Here is a 16077-nt window from a genome sequence, read left to right on the forward strand (position 1 = left end):
CACGTGCGGCCGGGGCCCGCCCACCCCGTCAACGCCCCGGAGGGCCGACCGCGAACGGTCGGCCCTCCGGTCGTACGTCGGTCGGCTCAACCCGCGGACATGATCTCCCGCATGAGCTTGGCCGTCTCGGTCGGGGTCTTGCCGACCTTGACGCCGACGGCCTCCAGCGCGCTCTTCTTGGCGTCGGCGGTGCCCGCCGAGCCGGAGATGATCGCGCCGGCGTGCCCCATGGTCTTGCCGGGGGGCGCGGTGAAGCCGGCGATGTAGCCGACCACCGGCTTGGTCACGTTCGCCTTGATGAACTCGGCGGCCCGCTCCTCGGCGTCGCCGCCGATCTCACCGATCATGACGATCGCGTCGGTCTCCGGGTCGGCCTCGAACGCGGCGAGCGCGTCGATGTGGGTGGTGCCGATGATCGGGTCACCACCGATGCCGACGCAGGTCGAGAAGCCGATGTCACGCAGCTCGTACATCATCTGGTAGGTCAGCGTGCCGCTCTTGCTGACCAGGCCGATGCGGCCGGCGCCGGTGATGTCGGCCGGAATGATGCCGGCGTTGGAGGCGCCCGGCGAGGCGATGCCCGGGCAGTTCGGCCCGATGATCCGGGTCCGCTCCCCCTTGGCGACGTTGTACGCCCAGAACGCGGCGGTGTCGTGCACCGGCACGCCCTCCGTGATCACCACGGCCAGGTCGATGCCGGCGTCGATCGCCTCGACGACCGCGCCCTTCGTGAACTGCGGCGGCACGAAGATCACGGTCACGTCGGCGCCGGTCTGCGCCATGGCGTCCGCGACGCCGGCGAAGACGGGCAGCTCGGTGCCGTCGAAGTCGACCGTCTGCCCCGCCTTGCGCGGGTTGACGCCGCCGACGACGTTGGTGCCCGCGGCGAGCATCCGCCGGGTGTGCTTGGAACCCTCGGAACCGGTCATCCCCTGGACGATGACCTTCGAGTCCTTGGTGAGCCAGATAGCCATTGTCAGACCCCCGCAGCCGCCAGCTCGGCGGCCCGCTCGGCCGCGCCATCCATCGTGTCGACCCGCTGGACCAGCGGGTTGTTCGCGTCGTCGAGGATCGCCCGGCCGGCCTCGGCGTTGTTGCCGTCGAGGCGGACGACCAGCGGCTTGGTGACCCGCTCGCCGCGCTGCTCCAGCAGGGCCAGCGCCTGCACGATGCCGTTGGCGACCTCGTCGCAGGCGGTGATGCCGCCGAAGACGTTGACGAAGACGCTCTTCACCGACGGGTCGGACAGGACGATCTCCAGCCCGTTCGCCATCACGGCCGCGCTCGCGCCGCCGCCGATGTCGAGGAAGTTGGCCGGCTTGACGCCGCCGTGCCGCTCACCGGCGTACGCGACCACGTCGAGGGTCGACATGACCAGGCCGGCGCCGTTGCCGATGATGCCGACCTCGCCGTCGAGCTTGACGTAGTTGAGGTCCTTCTCCTTGGCGGCCTGCTCCAGCGGGTCCACCGCGGCCTGGTCGACAAGCGCCTCGTGGTCCGGGTGCCGGAACGCGGCGTTCTCGTCGAGGGTGATCTTCGCGTCGAGCAGCAGCATCCTGCCCTCGCCGGTCTTCGCCAGCGGGTTCACCTCGACCAGCGTGGCGTCCTCGGCGACGAAGGCCTTCCAGAGGCCCACGGCGATCTCGACGATCTGGTCGGCGACCTCGGCCGGGAAGTTGGCGGCGGCGACGATCTCGCGCGCCTTCGCCTCGTCGACGCCGGTGTTGGCGTCGATCGGGGCCTTGACGACCTTCTCCGGGGTCTCGGCGGCGACCTGCTCGATGTCCATACCGCCGGCGACGCTGGCGATGCAGAGGAAGGTGCGGTTCGCCCGGTCGAGCAGGTAGGAGAAGTAGTACTCCTCGGCCACGTCCGCGGTCACGGTGATCATGACCTTGTGGACGGTGTGGCCCTTGATGTCCATGCCGAGGATGTCGGTGGCACGGGCCACCGTCTCCTCCGCGCCCTCGGCCAGCTTCACGCCGCCGGCCTTGCCCCGGCCACCGACCTTCACCTGCGCCTTGACGACCACGCGACCGCCGAGGCGTTCGGCGATCGCGCGGGCCTCCTCCGGGGTCGTGGCGACGCCGCCGGCGAGCACGGGCAAGCCGTGCCGTTCGAACAGGTCCCGCCCCTGGTACTCGTACAGGTCCACGTTTGCGCGTCCCGTCCCGTCTCTGCGGCGCGCCGTCGCGCCGCCACCAGCGTTATGAAAACAGTTTGACGCCTGTCATCAGTTGAAACAGGCCATTGGGCGCAGCCTAGCGAGATGGACACCGCCGGCAACCGAGCGGGTGCGCGTTGTGTGGTACTGCACAGTCCACGGCGGCGCGGGGGCTTTCCGCGACTTCGGGCCGATTTCAGCCGTCCGGGGGATGTTGCCGGGGCGGCGTAACCCCTTTTCGGGGGGCGTCGTTGAGTCAGGTGTCGGAGCGCTGATGCAGCGTGGCGACGGGAAGCGGCCGATGCCCTGTCGGTCGAGGGGTGGCGGCGGGGCATCGTGCATAGAGGGGCCGGACGTGTGAGGGGTGCGTCCGGCCCCTCCCCCTGCCCGGAGTCAGCCGCCGACCGACACCCGTCGCCGCATCCACCGGGTCACCCCGGCGAAGGCTCGCGCGCGTCGGCCCGCGGTGCGGCTCAGCCGACCGGCTGGGCGACGTTCTGCCGGACCCACTCGACGATCGACCGGGTGGTCGCACCCGGCGTGAAGATCTTGGCGACCCCGAGCCGCTCCAGCTCCGGCAGGTCGGCGTCGGGGATGATGCCGCCGCCGAACACGACGATGTCCCGGGCGTCGCGCTCACCGAGCAGCTCCACCACCCGCCGGAACAGCGTCATGTGCGCCCCGGACAGCACGGAGAGCCCGACCGCGTCGGCGTCCTCCTGGATCGCGGTCTCCACGATCTGTTCCGGGGTCTGGTGCAGGCCGGTGTAGATGACCTCCATGCCGGCGTCCCGAAGGGCGCGCGCGACGACCTTTGCGCCGCGGTCGTGGCCGTCCAGGCCCGGCTTGGCGACGACGACCCGAACACGAGAGCTCATCAGCGCATCCCTTTCACCGGCTCCGCGGCTTCCTGAACGAACGGTAACCCGCCCGGCCCGGCCCGGGAAATCCGGGCGGCGAACCGCCCACGGCCCGCCCCGGACAGGCGGTACGCCTTACCCCGACCACCTGCGTCGTCAAGCAGGACGACTCCGCCGTTCGGTCACGGTGCGCGACGAACGGGCAGTTAGGGGGGCACCGTTCGAGGGGTACTAGCCATGACAATCGCGGACGGAAAGGGACAGATCGCAACGGCAGTTCGGCGCTTCGGCTTGTGACCGGCCTGGTCGTTGGCTACCGTGTCCACGGTTGTCATCAGGTCCACCGACGGGTGACGACGCGGCCAACCGACGTTCACCGTGTTACACGGACGTCGAGGAAGCCGCTTCGGATCCCCGACAACGGAGGGTGTGCGTGCGCCAGCGCCTGTCGTCTGAGCCCGATCGATATCGCGGTCGCCGCCGCGTACCCACCCCCCCACGCAGCCGCTACGCGGCCGTCGTCACCACCGCGCTGGTCGGCGCCGGCATCGTCGCCATCGGCGCGGGAGCCCTGCCCGACGCCAAGAGCGTCAGCCCGGCGGTCCTCGACGAGCTCAAGGCCGCCTCCACCGTCAACCAGGACACCGCGGACCGCGCCGACGCCGCCGACCGCGCGACGCGCGACAACGACCGGACCAAGGCCGGGGACTCCGCCGAGCCGGACGTCTGGCTGCTCCCCCTGCAGGACTACGAGTTCCACTCGCCCTACGGCATGCGCTGGGGCAAGCTGCACACCGGCGTCGACCTGGTCGCCCCCGAGGGCACGCCCTACCGCGCCATCCACGGCGGCACCGTCACCAAGGCCGGCTGGTTCGGCGGCTACGGCTACACGGTCATCGTCGAGCACCCCGACGGCAGCGAGGCGATCTACGGTCACTCCTCCGCGCTGAGCGTGCGCGAGGGGCAGCAGGTGAAGGTGGGCGACCAGCTCGGCCTCGTCGGCAACACCGGCCACTCCTACGGCTCCCACCTGCATCTCGAGCTGCATGTCAAGGGCGAGCCACTCGACCCGGTGCCATGGCTCAAGGACCGCGGGGTGGACATCCAGGTGCAAATCGAGGCGCACTACAGCGACGTAGCCGCGTCCTGACGCTACGCATCGCCCGTTGGCCGCCCGGATCAGTCGATCCGGGCGGTTTTTCGTTGCCCGCCGCCGCCGGCAGTGAGCCGGGTCATCTCGGCGACTGTGGCCGACGCCACCCCGGCCCATGATCACCTTTGCCATCAAAGCCCCCGAACCGGGACGCAACGGGCCGACCCGGCCGCCACCGGCCGACCGGCGCCCGGTCCCGCTACCCGTCACGCCGCGTGCCGACACCAGTATTTCGAGGTCAAGTGCCCCCTCGATCAGTGAAGGTCCGCCGTGCAGGAAGACATTCGGAACGAGAACACCCCCGACGCACCCGCGCCGTCCCGGCGACGCATCGCCGGCCGTACCCGCGTGATCATCGCCGCGGTGGCCCTGGCCGGCATCGGGCTCGGCGGAGCCGCCCTCGCGGCCACCGGCAACGACGAACCCGCCGTGCCGGCCGCCGCCGTCGACACGCAGGCCCGCGCGGAGGCCGCCGAACGCGCCGACCGCTCCGCCCGCGAGTCCGACGCCCCGGCCGGCCCGCCGACCGCCGGCCCGACGCCCAGCGCGACGACCGCCAGCCCGACGCCGAAGCCCAGCCCGAAGGCCACCACCGCCAAGCCGAAACCGAAGCCGAAGCCGAAGCCGACAAGCGCCAGCAAGCCGAAGTCCGGCTGGGTCATCCCGATGAAGGGCGCGGCGATCACCTCCTGCTACGGCCCGCGCTGGGGCACCCAGCACGCCGGCATCGACTTCGCGTTGCCCGCCGGCACCGCCGTCCACGCCGCCTTCGGCGGCACCGTCACCAAGGCCGGCGACGTCGGCGACGGGTACGGCATCTCCGTCGTCGTCGACCACGGCAACGGCTACCTCACCCACTACGCCCACCTGAGCACCGCCAAGGTGGGCGTGGGCGCGACGGTCACCACCGGGCAGACCATCGGCCTGGAGGGGTCCACCGGCGACTCCACCGGCCCGCACCTGCACTTCGAGGTGCACCAGGATCAGATGTGGAACCAGATCGACCCCGCGCCGTTCCTGCGCGCCCGGGGCATCGACGTGGCCTGCTGACCGCCTGGCGGCACCATCGACTGCCGGATGGTGCCGCCAGGGCAGCGCCCGCCTGGTCGGACAGCCGCTGCGCCAACCGATCCAGGGCACCCCTGACGCGGGCGAGGGTCCGCTGCTCCCGCACGGCTCATCCCGCGACGATGACCGCCGGTCCCACGCCGGCTTCGTCGAAGGGCGGACAGCTTGCGCTGCCCGTACGCTCGGCCGCGTCGATGTAGTCGACAAGGGCGTCGCGGGATCTCGCGAGCCGGCTCATCTGGTCGTCCAGTCGCCCTAGCCGGGAGCGCATCGCGGCCAGCAGCTCGGGGCACCCGAGCAGTTCCGGGTCCTCTCCGACGGCACAGGGCAGCAGGTAGGCGATGTCCTCGGAAGAGAGGCCCGCGCCGAGCAGGTGCCGGATCTGCTTCACCCGCAGCACGGCGCTGTCGCCGTACTCGCGGTAACCGTTCGCGCCGCGCTCCGCCTCCAGCAGACCCTGGGCCTCGTAGTAGCGCAACTGATGGGGATTGACGCCCGTTCGGCGACCCAGTTCACCGATCCGCATCGAGACCTCGCTTGACCTTCACACCGGTATCAACGTCGACGATGCTGCCATGAACAACAAGACCGACACAGCCGTGACAGTCATCGGACTCGGACTGATGGGCCAGGCACTGGCCGGCGCGTTCATGCGGGCCGGGCATGCCACCACCGTGTGGAACCGTACGACCGCCAAGTCCGACCCACTGGTGGCCGAGGGCGCCCGGCTGGCGCCGACGATCGGCGACGCGTTCAGGGCGAGCCCGTTGACCATCATCTGCGTCACCGACTATCACGGCGTGCACGAGCTGCTCCGCGCGACCGGGGTGGAGCTGGCCGGCACGACGTTGATCAACCTGACCTCGGGCGACTCAGCCCAGGCCCGGGAGACGGCCCGGTGGGCTGAGCAGCGCGGCGCGCACTACCTGGACGGTGCCATCATGGCCGTCCCGCCGGCGATCGGAACCGCGGAGGCGGTGATCCTGCTCAGTGGGCCGGGTTCGCACCTCGAGGCACACGGGTCGACCCTGGGCGCGCTCGGTACGGTCACCTATCTTGGTCCGGACCACGGGCTGGCTTCGCTGTACGACGTGGCCGGCCTCGCCATGATGTGGAGCGTCCTGAACGCCTGGCTCCAGGGCACCGCCCTGCTCAGGACGGCCGGTGTGGACGCCGTGACGTATGCGCCGTTCGCGCGGCAGATCGTCACGGAGGTGGCCGGATGGCTGCCCGGCTATGCCGAGCAGATCGACAGCGGCTCCTTCCCCGCCGAGGTGTCGGCCCTGGAGACCGACGCGCGGGCGATGGCACACCTGATCGAGGAGAGCGAGGCGGTGGGCGTCAACGCCGAACTGCCCAAGTTGATCAAAGCGATGGCCGACCGCGCGATCGCCGCCGGGCACGGTGGGGAGCAGTATCCCGTGCTGATCGAAGAGTTCAGCCGGCCCCGTACCGACTGACCGGCCCGGCGCAATCCAGCGGGTCCCCTATCACGACAACGGCCCGGTCCGGCGTACTGCCGGGCCGGGCTACGCGCCGCCGGTCACGTCGCCGCCGACCGGGCACCCGCGTGCCTCAAAGCTTGTCGATCGGGGCGTGCCGCAGCACCAGCCACATCGCCTGGTCACCGAAGTCGATCTGTGCCCGCGCGCCCGGGCCGTGCCCCTCCACGGCGAGCACCCGACCCAGGCCGTAGCGCTGATGGCTGACCCGGTCGCCGACGGCCACCTTCGGCCCCTGCGGCAGCTCGCTCGCCGTGCTCAGCCGGCTGGCGTCGACCCCCAGCCGCTTCGCGAGCTGCGCCGCCTTGGGCGTACCGCCGTTGAAGCCCCCGCGCCCGCCGGGCACGCGGTCCGCGCGGCCACCCACGCCGCCGCCCCCGCCGGCCCACGAGGTGTACGACCCCTCGGTGCGCTCCCAGCGGACCAGCTCCGGCGGCAGCTCCTCCAGGAACCGCGACGGCGGGTTGTAGGCCGGCTGCCCCCACGCCGAACGGGTGACCGCCCGGGACAGGTGCAGACGCTGGCGGGCCCGGGTGATGCCGACGTAGGCCAGGCGGCGCTCCTCCTCCAGCTCCCCCGAGTCGCCCAACGAACGCAGGTGTGGGAAGACGCCGTCCTCCAGGCCGGTCAGGAAGACCACCGGGAACTCCAGCCCCTTCGCGGTGTGCAGCGTCATCAGGGTGACCACGCCCTGGTGCTCCGGGTCGTCCGTCGGCAGCTGGTCGGCGTCGGCGACCAGCGCGACCTGCTCCAGGAAGCCGGCCAGGGTGGCCCGCTCGCCCTCCTCGCCGAGCGCCTCGATCCGCTCGGTGTATTCGCGCGCGACGCTGACCAGCTCCTGGAGGTTGTCGACCCGCCCCACGTCCTGCGGGTCGAGGCTCTCCTCCAACTCGGTGAGGTAGCCCGAGCGGGTCAGCAGCGCCTCCAGCACCTCCTCCGGGCTGCCCGTCTCGGCCAGCTCCCGGGCGCCGTCGAGCAGTGCGACGAAGTCGGTGATGCCGTTGGCCGCCCGGCTGGAGATGCCCGGGGCGTCCCTGGCCCGCCGCAGCGCCGCGCCGAAGGAGATCCGGTCCCGGCTGGACAGCGCCTCCACGCACGCCTCGGCCCGGTCGCCGATGCCGCGGCGGGGGGTGTTGAGCACCCGGCGCAGGCTGACCGTGTCGTCGTCGTTGACCACCGCGCGCAGGTAGGCCAGCGCGTCGCGGACCTCCTTGCGCTCATAGAAGCGCACCCCGCCGACCACCTTGTAGGGCAGGCCGACCCGGATGAACACTTCCTCGAAGACCCGGGACTGGGCGTTGGTGCGGTAGAAGACGGCCACGTCGCCGGGCCGGGCCTCGTCGGCGTCGACCAGCCGGTCGATCTCGCGGGCCACCCAGTCGGCCTCGGCGTGCTCGGTGTCGGCCACGTAGCCGACGATCGGCTCGCCGGCGCCCGCCTCGCTCCACAGCCGCTTCGGCTTACGCGACGTGTTGCGGTCGATCACGGCGTTGGCCGCGTTGAGGATGGTCTGGGTGGAGCGGTAGTTCTGCTCCAGCAGGATCGTCCGGGCGTTGCCGAAGTCGCGCTCGAACTCCAGGATGTTGCGGATCGTGGCGCCCCGGAACGCGTAGATCGACTGGTCGGCGTCGCCGACCACGCAGAGCTCAGCCGGCTCGATTCCCTCGGTGCCGGAGACCAGCTCCTTGATCAGCGTGTATTGCGCGTGGTTGGTGTCCTGGTATTCGTCCACCAGCACGTGCCGGAACCGCCGGCGGTAGCCCTCCGCGACGTGCGGGTGCGACTGGAGCAGGTGCACCGTCGTCATGATCAGGTCGTCGAAGTCCAGCGCGTGTGCCTCGCGCAGCCGGCGCTGGTAGAGCGCGTAGGCCTCCGCCAGCGCCCGCTCGTTGGGGCCCTTGGCGCGGCCCGCGAACTCCTCCGGGTCGACCAGCTCGTTCTTCAGGTTGGAGACCTGGGCGGCCAGCCCGCGCGCCGGGTAGCGCTTCGGGTCGAGGTCGAGCTCCCTGGCCACCATCTGCATCAGCCGGCGGGAGTCGTCGGCGTCGTAGATCGAAAAGGTCGACTTCAGCCCGGCGTGCTCGTGCTCGGCGCGCAGGATGCGCACGCAGGCGGAGTGGAACGTCGACACCCACATCAGGCGGGCCCGCGCGCCCACCAGGTTGGCGACCCGCTCCTTCATCTCGCCTGCGGCCTTGTTGGTGAAGGTGATCGCGATGATCTCACCGGGGTGCACGTCGCGGGCCGCGAGCAGGTAGGCGATCCGGTGGGTGAGCACCCGGGTCTTGCCCGAGCCCGCACCGGCCACGATCAGCAACGGGGAGCCGGCATGGGTGACGGCGTCACGCTGCGGCCCGTTGAGACCCTCCACCAACTCCTGCGGATCGAGGTGGACAGCCGCCGGCCGGGGCCGGTGCGGCGGGGTCGGGGCGGGCGCCGGCGCGGACGGGGACACGGGGATGTCGAAGAGAGGATGCATCGCAGGGCGATTCTATGCCGCCGGGCGGACACTTCCCCGCCGCGCGCACCCCCCGCCCGACCGAGCCGCCGGCCAGGCGGTCCGACCGGCCCCCGCCCCGCCCGGTTGAGACGAAGATGTCACCCTGTCGCGTCTGGCGTCATCGTCCCCCATGCAGAACGATGACGGTGAAAATCCAGCTCCTCCCCCGTACACGACTGGGAGAACGACCATGACTCAGCCGCGTTCGCGCGGTCGGGGGGCGCTGCGGCACCTCGCCGCGCCCGCCCTCGCGTTGGCGGTCGCCGCCACGCTGTCCACCGCTTCCCGGCCCGCGCCGGCCCCCGCCGACGACCGGGGCGCCGGCCTCACCCCCGTCTCGGTCTCCTACGCCGCCCCCACCGGCGGCGAGGTCAAGGGCAACTTCCTGAGCTACAACGACTTCCACGGCGCCATCGACCCGCCCGGCGGCAGCGGCGCGGCGGTCAACGGCACCCCCGCCGGCGGCGTGGAGTACCTCGCCACCTGGCTGAAGAAGCTGCGCGCCGAGGCCCGGGCCGAGGGGCGCGTCACGACCACCGTCGGGGCCGGCGACCTGATCGGCGCCACCCCGCTGGTCAGCGCCGCCTTCCACGACGAGCCGACCATCGAACTGATGGACGAGATCGGCCTGGACGTCAGCTCCGTCGGCAACCACGAGTTCGACGAGGGCGTCGACGAGCTGATCCGGATCAACAAGGGCGGTTGCCACCCGGTCGACGGCTGCCAGGACGGGGACGGCTTCGCCGGCGCGAAGTTCACCTACCTGGCGGCCAACACGGTCAGCCGGAAGACCGGCCTGCCGGTCCTGCCCCCGGTCGACGTGCGGTTCGTCGGTGGCGTGCCGGTGGGCTTCGTCGGCGTGACCCTGGAGGGCACCCCGGACATCGTCAACCCGGCCGGCATCGCCTCGGTGAAGTTCACCGACGAGGTGGCCACCGCCAACAAGTGGGCCGGTCTGCTCAAGCTCTTCGGCGTCAAGGCGATGGTCCTGCTGGTGCACGAGGGCGGCGCCCAGTCGCCGCCGCCGGCCACCCCGGGCGTCTCGGACTGCGCCAACTTCTCCGGCCCGATCGTGGACATCGTCCGCGGCCTGCGCCCGGAGTTCGGGCTGGTCGTCTCCGGCCACACCCACCGCTTCTACTCCTGCTCGCTGCCGAACTCCGCGGGCGCCCGCAGCGTGGTCACCAGCGCCGGCAACAACGGCCAGATCGTCACGGACGTGGACTACTCGCTGGACCGGCGTACCGGCCGCTTCACCGGGATCACCGCCCGCAACGTCGTCGTCGAGAACGGCGTGCGCAAGCCGGACGGCGGCTGGCAGGAGAGCGCGCCGGGAACGTATGTGCGCAACCCCGACCTGGTGGACCCGGGCGCCAAGGCGCTGGCCGACAAGTACCGCGCGGCCGTCGCGCCCATCGCCAACCGGGTGGTGGGCCGGATCTCGGCCGACATCGTCCGCGACGTCCGGCCCAACGGGGAGAGCCCGCTGGGTGACGTGATCGCCGACGCGCAGCTCGCGTACACCCGGTCGGCCGGGGCGCAGATCGCGCTCATGAACCCGGGCGGCATCCGGGCCTCCCTGTCGTACGCGGCCTCCCCCGGCGACGAGGACCCTGGCGAGGTCACCTACGGCGAGGCGTTCACCGTCCAGCCGTTCAACAACCTGGTGGTCACCCAGACCCTCACCGGCGCGCAGTTGCGCAACGTGCTGGAGCAGCAGTTCGTCGGCTTCAAGGGGCAGAGCACCCAGCGGATCCTCCAGGTCTCCGCCGGGCTGACCTACTCCTACGACAGCACGGCCCCGGCGGGCTCGCGGGTCAGTGTCCTGGAGTTCGACGGCGCGCCGGTCGACCCGGCCGCCAGCTACCGGGTGACCACGAACGACTTCCTCGCCAACGGCGGGGACGGTTTCACGGAGTTGCAGGCCGGCACCGCCCGCAGCACCGCCCCCGGGTTCGACGTGGACGCGTTCGTCGCCTACCTGGGTGCCGGGGCACCGGTCGCCCCCGGCACCGCCGACCGGATCACCCGCCTGGGCTGAGGCGGGGGCGGTCCCGGCGTCGCGACGGCGCCGGGGCCGCCCGCCGGTCGCCGCCGCGGGTCGGGCACGTGTTGCGCCGAGTCCTTGCGCGGGTCGGCCCGAGGTCGGCATACTCGACGGCATGTTCGATCAGCGCTTCTACTTTTACTACGGCACCGGGAGTCCGGCAGCCGTAGGTCGCGTCTGATCAACCAGACCTACGAAAAGCCCCGGGCTCCTGGAGCCCGGGGCTTTCTCGTCCCGGGATCCGGGCACCGGGCACCTGAGGGCGAGAGGTACCCGATGATGACAGGCGTGGTGGAGTCCAACGGCAGTCTGACCCGGCCCGGGGAGGGCCGGCCCGACCCGGCCGCCTCCGGGTCTCCGGTCGACGCGCCGGCACCGACCGGCGGCGCGGGGGCGCAGGCGCGCACCGGCACCCCGGAGCCGACCGCGGCGGCCCGGATCGTCGAGATCCGGGAGCGGATCGACGAGATCGACCGCACGTTGATCGAGCTGTGGCAGGAGCGCGCCGCGCTCTCCCAGGAGGTCGGGGTGACCCGGATGGCCTCCGGCGGCACCCGGCTGGTGCTCTCCCGGGAACGGGAGATCCTGGAGCGCTTCCGGGCCGCCCTCGGCGCCGACGGCGCGCAGCTCGCGCTGCTGCTGCTCCGCGCGGGCCGCGGCCCCCTGTGAGGCGTACGCCGGCAGCGGGCCGCCGGGCCTGGCGCCCGGCGGCCCGGAAACGACGGAACCGCCCGCCGTCGTCGCGGTGACGTCGGCGGGCGGTTCCGTGGCGGTCAGGCCTCGTGCGTGTGCACGATCTCGCGCTTCTCGGCGAAGTGGCAGGCGCTCGGGTGGTCCGACCCCGGGCGGAGCTCCAGCAGCGGGACCTGCTCGGCGCAGACGTCCTGCGCCTTCCAGCAGCGGGTGCGGAACCGGCACCCCGACGGGGGGCTCACCGGCGACGGGACGTCGCCCGTGAGGCGGATGATCGCCTTGCTGTCCCGGACGGTCGGGTCCGGCACCGGCACGGCCGAGAGCAGTGCCTGGGTGTACGGGTGAGTCGGCCGCTCGTAGATCTCGTCCTCGGTGCCGATCTCCACGATCTTGCCGAGGTACATCACCGCGACCCGGCTCGACAGGTGCCGGACCACCGACAGGTCGTGCGCGATGAAGACGTACGACAGGCCGAACTCGTCCTGGAGCTTCTCCAGCAGGTTGATCACCTGCGCCTGGATCGACACGTCCAGGGCGCTGACCGGCTCGTCACAGACGATGATCTCGGGCCGCAGGGCGAGCGCCCGGGCGATGCCGATGCGCTGCCGCTGACCGCCCGAGAACTGGTGCGGATACCGGTTGATGTGCTCCGGGTTGAGGCCCACCAGGTCGAGCAGCTCCATGACCTTGCCCCGGCGGCTGCCCTTCGGCGCCACCTCCGGGTGGATCTCGAACGGCTCGCCGATCAGGTCACCGACCGTCATCCGCGGGTTCAACGAGGTGTACGGGTCCTGCATCACCAGCTGGATCTGCCGGCGCAGCCGGCGCAGCGCCGGGCCGGAGAGCTTGGAGATGTCCTGGCCCTTGTAGTGGACGCTGCCACCGGTCGGCTTTTCCAGGTTCATCAGGACCCGGGCCAGCGTCGACTTGCCGCAGCCCGACTCACCGACCACGCCCAGGGTCTCGCCGGACTGGAGGTTGAAGGAGACCCCGTCGACCGCCTTGACGTGACCGACGGTCTTCTTGAAGACCACGCCCCGGGTCACCGGATAGTGCTTGACCAGGTCGCGGACCTCGAGGATGTGCTCAGTCACGGTTCACCAGCTCCTCGGCGAAGTGGCAGGCGCTGGCCCGGCCGGAGCCGACCTGCAGCAGCGGCGGGACCTTCTCCCGACAGATCGGCTGCGCCATGGGGCAGCGCGGGTTGAACGGGCAGCCCGGCGGAATGTTCATCAGGTTCGGCGGGAGGCCCTTGATCGTCCGGAGCTGCTGCCCCCGCTCGTCGAGCCGCGGGATCGAGTTGATCAAGCCGATCGTGTACGGGTGCGCCGGCTTGGCGTACAGGTCGTAGACGTTGGCTTCCTCGACGATCCGGCCCGCGTACATGACCGCGATCCGGTCCGCGACGTCGGCGACCACGCCGAGGTCGTGGGTGATGAGGATCAGGCCCATCTGCCGCTCGCGCTGGACCTCGGCGAGCAGGTCCATGATCTGCGCCTGCACCGTCACGTCGAGCGCGGTGGTCGGCTCGTCCGCGATCAGCACCTCCGGGTCCAGGGCGAGCGACATCGCGATCATCGCGCGCTGCCGCATACCGCCCGAGAACTGGTGCGGGTAGCTGCCGAACCGGCCCTTGGCGTTGGGGATCTTGACCTGGTCGAGCATGTCGATCGCGCGCTTCTTGGCGTCGGCGCGGCTCATGCCGCGCCGCACCCGGAACTGCTCGGCGATCTGGAACCCGACGGTGAAGACCGGGTTCAGCGCCGAGAGCGCGTCCTGGAAGATCATCGCGATGCCCTCGCCGCGGATGCGGCGCCGCTCCTCGAAGGACATGGCGAGCATGTCCTTGCCGTGGAAGCGGACCTCGCCGCCGGTGACGAAGCCGGGTGGCGTGTCGAGGATGCCCATGATGGTCTGCGCGGTGACGCTCTTACCGGAGCCGGACTCGCCGAGCACGGCGAGGGTCTCCCCCGCGTCGACGTGGTACGTGACCCCGTTGATGACCTTGGCGACGCCGTCCCGGGTACGGAACTCCACCCGCAGGTCTTCGACCTCTAGCAACCTGCCCGAGGGGCGGCCGGACGCACCGGCCGCGGACTGCTCGGACACGAGAATGTCGGACAACTGAATCTCCCCTAGCGGAGTTTCGGATCGAGGGCCTCGCGGACAGCCTCACCGAGCATCACGAAGCTCAGCACGGCGGTGACGAGGAACCCGGCGGGGAAGAAGAGCAGGAACGGCGAGACGCGGATGAAGTTCTGCGCCTCGCTGATCATGATGCCCCAGGACACCACCGGGCTCTTCAGACCGACGCCCAGGAAGGACAGCGTCGCCTCAGCACCGATGAACGAGCCGACCAGGATCGTCCCGTAGACCATCAGCGGGGCGAGGCAGTTGGGCAGCAGGTGCTTGAGGATGATCCGGCCGGTGCCGGCGCCCAACGCGCGCGCCGCGACGATGTAGTCCGCTTCCTTGGTGGCCAGCACCGAGGAACGCATCAACCGCATCACGACCGGCCAGCTGAGCACCACCAGGGACATGATCACGAGGGCCATGATCTCTGCCTTGCTGTTGCTCGTGCCCGACCCGTTGAAGGTGGTCAGGATGACGATGGCGCCCAGCACGAACGGCATGCCGAAGAAGACGTCGGCGATGCGGGAGAGCAGAGCGTCCACCCAGCCGCCCCGGTAACCGGCGATGATGCCCATCGTGCCGCCGATCAGCAACGTGCCGAGAACGGAGAGCACGGCGACGACGATCGACGCGCGGGCACCGTAGATCACGCGGGCGTAGACGTCGCGCCCCTGGAAGTCGTAGCCGAACCAGGCCTGCGACGACGGGCCGACGAGGCTGTTCTGCAGGTTGCCGTTCTCGGCGTCGCCGGCGGCGAACAGCCCGGGGAACGCGGCCATCAGCAGGAAGACGAAAATGAAGAACGCGGGGATCCAGAACAGCGGCTTGCGGCGCAGGTCGCGCCAGGCGTCGCCGAGCAGGCCGCGCGGCTTCTCCTTACGGGCGTTCTCCGGCAGACCAGCGTTGGTCGGGGCGCCGAGCTCGGTCGGCTGCTCGGCGGGAGGGGTGCTGACGATCGACGCGGCAGACGGGTCACTCATAGCGGATCCTCGGGTCCAGGGCGGCGTAGAGCAGGTCGACCAGCAGGTTCATCAGCAGGTAGACGAGCACCAGGACCACCACGATGGAGACAACGGTAGCGCTCTCCTTGGTGATGATCGCCCGGAAGACCTGGCGACCGATCCCGTTGATCTGGAAGATGCCTTCGGTGACGATCGCGCCACCCATCAGGGCACCGAGGTCCGTGCCGAGCAGGGTCACCACCGGAATGAGCGAGTTGCGCAGCAGGTGCACCCCGACCACCCGGCGCATCGGCAGCCCCTTGGCGATCGCCGTCCGGACGTAGTCGGCGCGCCGGTTCTCCGCGATGCTCGTCCGCGCCACCCGGGCGATGTACGCCATCGAGCCGCTACCCAGCACCAGGCCGGGGACGATCAGCTCGGAGAGCCGCATCTCGCTGGAGACCGTGGGCTTGATGATGCCCCACTGCACTCCGAGCACCCACTGCAGCACGAAGCCGATGACGAAGATCGGCAGCGCGATGAGGAACAGGGTGGACACCAGGACCAGGTTGTCCAGGAAGCCGTTGCGCCGCAGGCCGCTCAGCACGCCGGCGGTGAGGCCGATGACCGCCTCGAAGGCCAGGGCCACGAGGGCCAGCTTCAGCGTGTTCGGGTACGCGGTGGCGATGATGTCGCCGATCTCCCGGCCGCCGAAGGTCTGCCCGAAGTCACCCTGGAACAGGTTCTGCATGTAGCTGGCGTACTGCACCCAGACCGACTGGTCGAGCTTGAACTTCTCGGTCATCATCGCGACATAGCTGTCCGGGCACGGACGCTCACCGCACTTGCCGGCGAAGGGATCGCCCGGCACCGACCAGACGAGCCAGTAGATGAGGAACGTCGTCCCGATGAAGACCGGGATGAGTTGGAGCAGCCGTCTCAACAGATAACGGCCCATGGGGTGGTCCTCCAGACAGGGGGCGCGTCGGACGGCCGACACGGAAATGACAGACGTG

The 16077-nt window shown here is 70.8% G+C and carries 14 protein-coding genes; 5 read left to right on the forward strand and 9 right to left on the reverse strand.

From position 1 onward, the window contains the following. Positions 1-86: 86 nt before the first annotated feature. The 3 genes from sucD to ACQ452_RS24400 all read right to left on the reverse strand — a co-directional run bounded on the left by sucD (position 87) and on the right by ACQ452_RS24400 (position 3042). Positions 87-974 carry a succinate--CoA ligase subunit alpha gene (sucD, locus tag ACQ452_RS24390; RefSeq protein ID WP_433387637.1) on the reverse strand — a complete coding sequence of 296 codons (888 nt, stop codon included), beginning with the start codon at positions 972-974 and terminating at the stop codon, positions 87-89. A gap of 2 nt (positions 975-976) precedes the next feature. Next, positions 977-2155, reverse strand: a complete 1179-nt coding sequence (sucC, locus tag ACQ452_RS24395) for an ADP-forming succinate--CoA ligase subunit beta (RefSeq protein ID WP_433387639.1) — start codon at positions 2153-2155, stop codon at positions 977-979. 482 nt (positions 2156-2637) lie between these two features. Then, positions 2638-3042, reverse strand: coding sequence for a cobalamin B12-binding domain-containing protein (locus ACQ452_RS24400; RefSeq protein WP_433387641.1), 405 nt, complete (start codon positions 3040-3042; stop codon positions 2638-2640). Positions 3043-3457: 415 nt separating this feature from the next. On the opposite strand from ACQ452_RS24400, the gene ACQ452_RS24405 reads away from it, so the two are divergent. Then, a complete protein-coding gene (locus tag ACQ452_RS24405) occupies positions 3458-4174 on the forward strand; it encodes a M23 family metallopeptidase (RefSeq protein ID WP_433387643.1) in 717 nt (238 codons plus the stop codon). A gap of 273 nt (positions 4175-4447) precedes the next feature. Further along, on the forward strand, positions 4448-5227 hold the full coding sequence (locus ACQ452_RS24410) for a M23 family metallopeptidase (RefSeq protein ID WP_433387645.1): 780 nt from the start codon (positions 4448-4450) through the stop codon (positions 5225-5227). Between the two features lie 127 nt (positions 5228-5354). Here ACQ452_RS24410 and ACQ452_RS24415 read toward each other — a convergent pair whose 3' ends face one another. Further along, positions 5355-5771 carry a MerR family transcriptional regulator gene (locus ACQ452_RS24415; protein ID WP_433387647.1) on the reverse strand — a complete coding sequence of 139 codons (417 nt, stop codon included), beginning with the start codon at positions 5769-5771 and terminating at the stop codon, positions 5355-5357. Between the two features lie 49 nt (positions 5772-5820). Between ACQ452_RS24415 and ACQ452_RS24420 the strand changes: the two genes are divergently transcribed. Beyond that, positions 5821-6705 carry an NAD(P)-dependent oxidoreductase gene (locus tag ACQ452_RS24420; RefSeq protein ID WP_433387649.1) on the forward strand — a complete coding sequence of 295 codons (885 nt, stop codon included), beginning with the start codon at positions 5821-5823 and terminating at the stop codon, positions 6703-6705. Positions 6706-6820: 115 nt separating this feature from the next. Here ACQ452_RS24420 and pcrA read toward each other — a convergent pair whose 3' ends face one another. Further along, on the reverse strand, positions 6821-9226 hold the full coding sequence (pcrA, locus tag ACQ452_RS24425; RefSeq protein ID WP_433387651.1) for a DNA helicase PcrA: 2406 nt from the start codon (positions 9224-9226) through the stop codon (positions 6821-6823). A gap of 211 nt (positions 9227-9437) precedes the next feature. Here pcrA and ACQ452_RS24430 point away from each other — a divergent pair, with 211 nt between their 5' ends. Both ACQ452_RS24430 and ACQ452_RS24435 read left to right on the forward strand, forming a co-directional pair. Next, a complete protein-coding gene (locus ACQ452_RS24430) occupies positions 9438-11288 on the forward strand; it encodes a bifunctional metallophosphatase/5'-nucleotidase (protein WP_433387653.1) in 1851 nt (616 codons plus the stop codon). A gap of 282 nt (positions 11289-11570) precedes the next feature. Continuing rightward, a complete protein-coding gene (locus ACQ452_RS24435) occupies positions 11571-11963 on the forward strand; it encodes a chorismate mutase (protein WP_433387655.1) in 393 nt (130 codons plus the stop codon). Between the two features lie 104 nt (positions 11964-12067). Here the strand turns inward: ACQ452_RS24435 and ACQ452_RS24440 are convergent, their stop codons facing one another. The 4 genes from ACQ452_RS24440 to ACQ452_RS24455 are packed head-to-tail and all read right to left on the reverse strand — an operon-like array spanning position 12068 to position 16019. Continuing rightward, complete coding sequence (locus ACQ452_RS24440; protein WP_433387657.1) at positions 12068-13081, reverse strand: ABC transporter ATP-binding protein; 1014 nt, start codon at positions 13079-13081, stop codon at positions 12068-12070. Continuing rightward, positions 13074-14096 carry an ABC transporter ATP-binding protein gene (locus tag ACQ452_RS24445; RefSeq protein WP_433394390.1) on the reverse strand — a complete coding sequence of 341 codons (1023 nt, stop codon included), beginning with the start codon at positions 14094-14096 and terminating at the stop codon, positions 13074-13076. Before ACQ452_RS24445 ends, ACQ452_RS24440 begins: the two co-directional genes overlap by 8 nt. Positions 14097-14122: 26 nt before the next feature. Further along, complete coding sequence (locus ACQ452_RS24450) at positions 14123-15100, reverse strand: ABC transporter permease (RefSeq protein WP_433387659.1); 978 nt, start codon at positions 15098-15100, stop codon at positions 14123-14125. Beyond that, entirely contained in the window at positions 15093-16019 is a 927-nt protein-coding gene (locus ACQ452_RS24455) for an ABC transporter permease (protein ID WP_433387661.1), read from the reverse strand. The genes ACQ452_RS24450 and ACQ452_RS24455 overlap by 8 nt, the downstream gene beginning before the upstream one ends. Positions 16020-16077: the final 58 nt, after the last annotated feature.

The sequence above is a fragment of the Micromonospora sp. KLBMP9576 genome, from assembly GCF_050941805.1.
In the GTDB taxonomy this organism is placed as follows: domain Bacteria; phylum Actinomycetota; class Actinomycetes; order Mycobacteriales; family Micromonosporaceae; genus Micromonospora.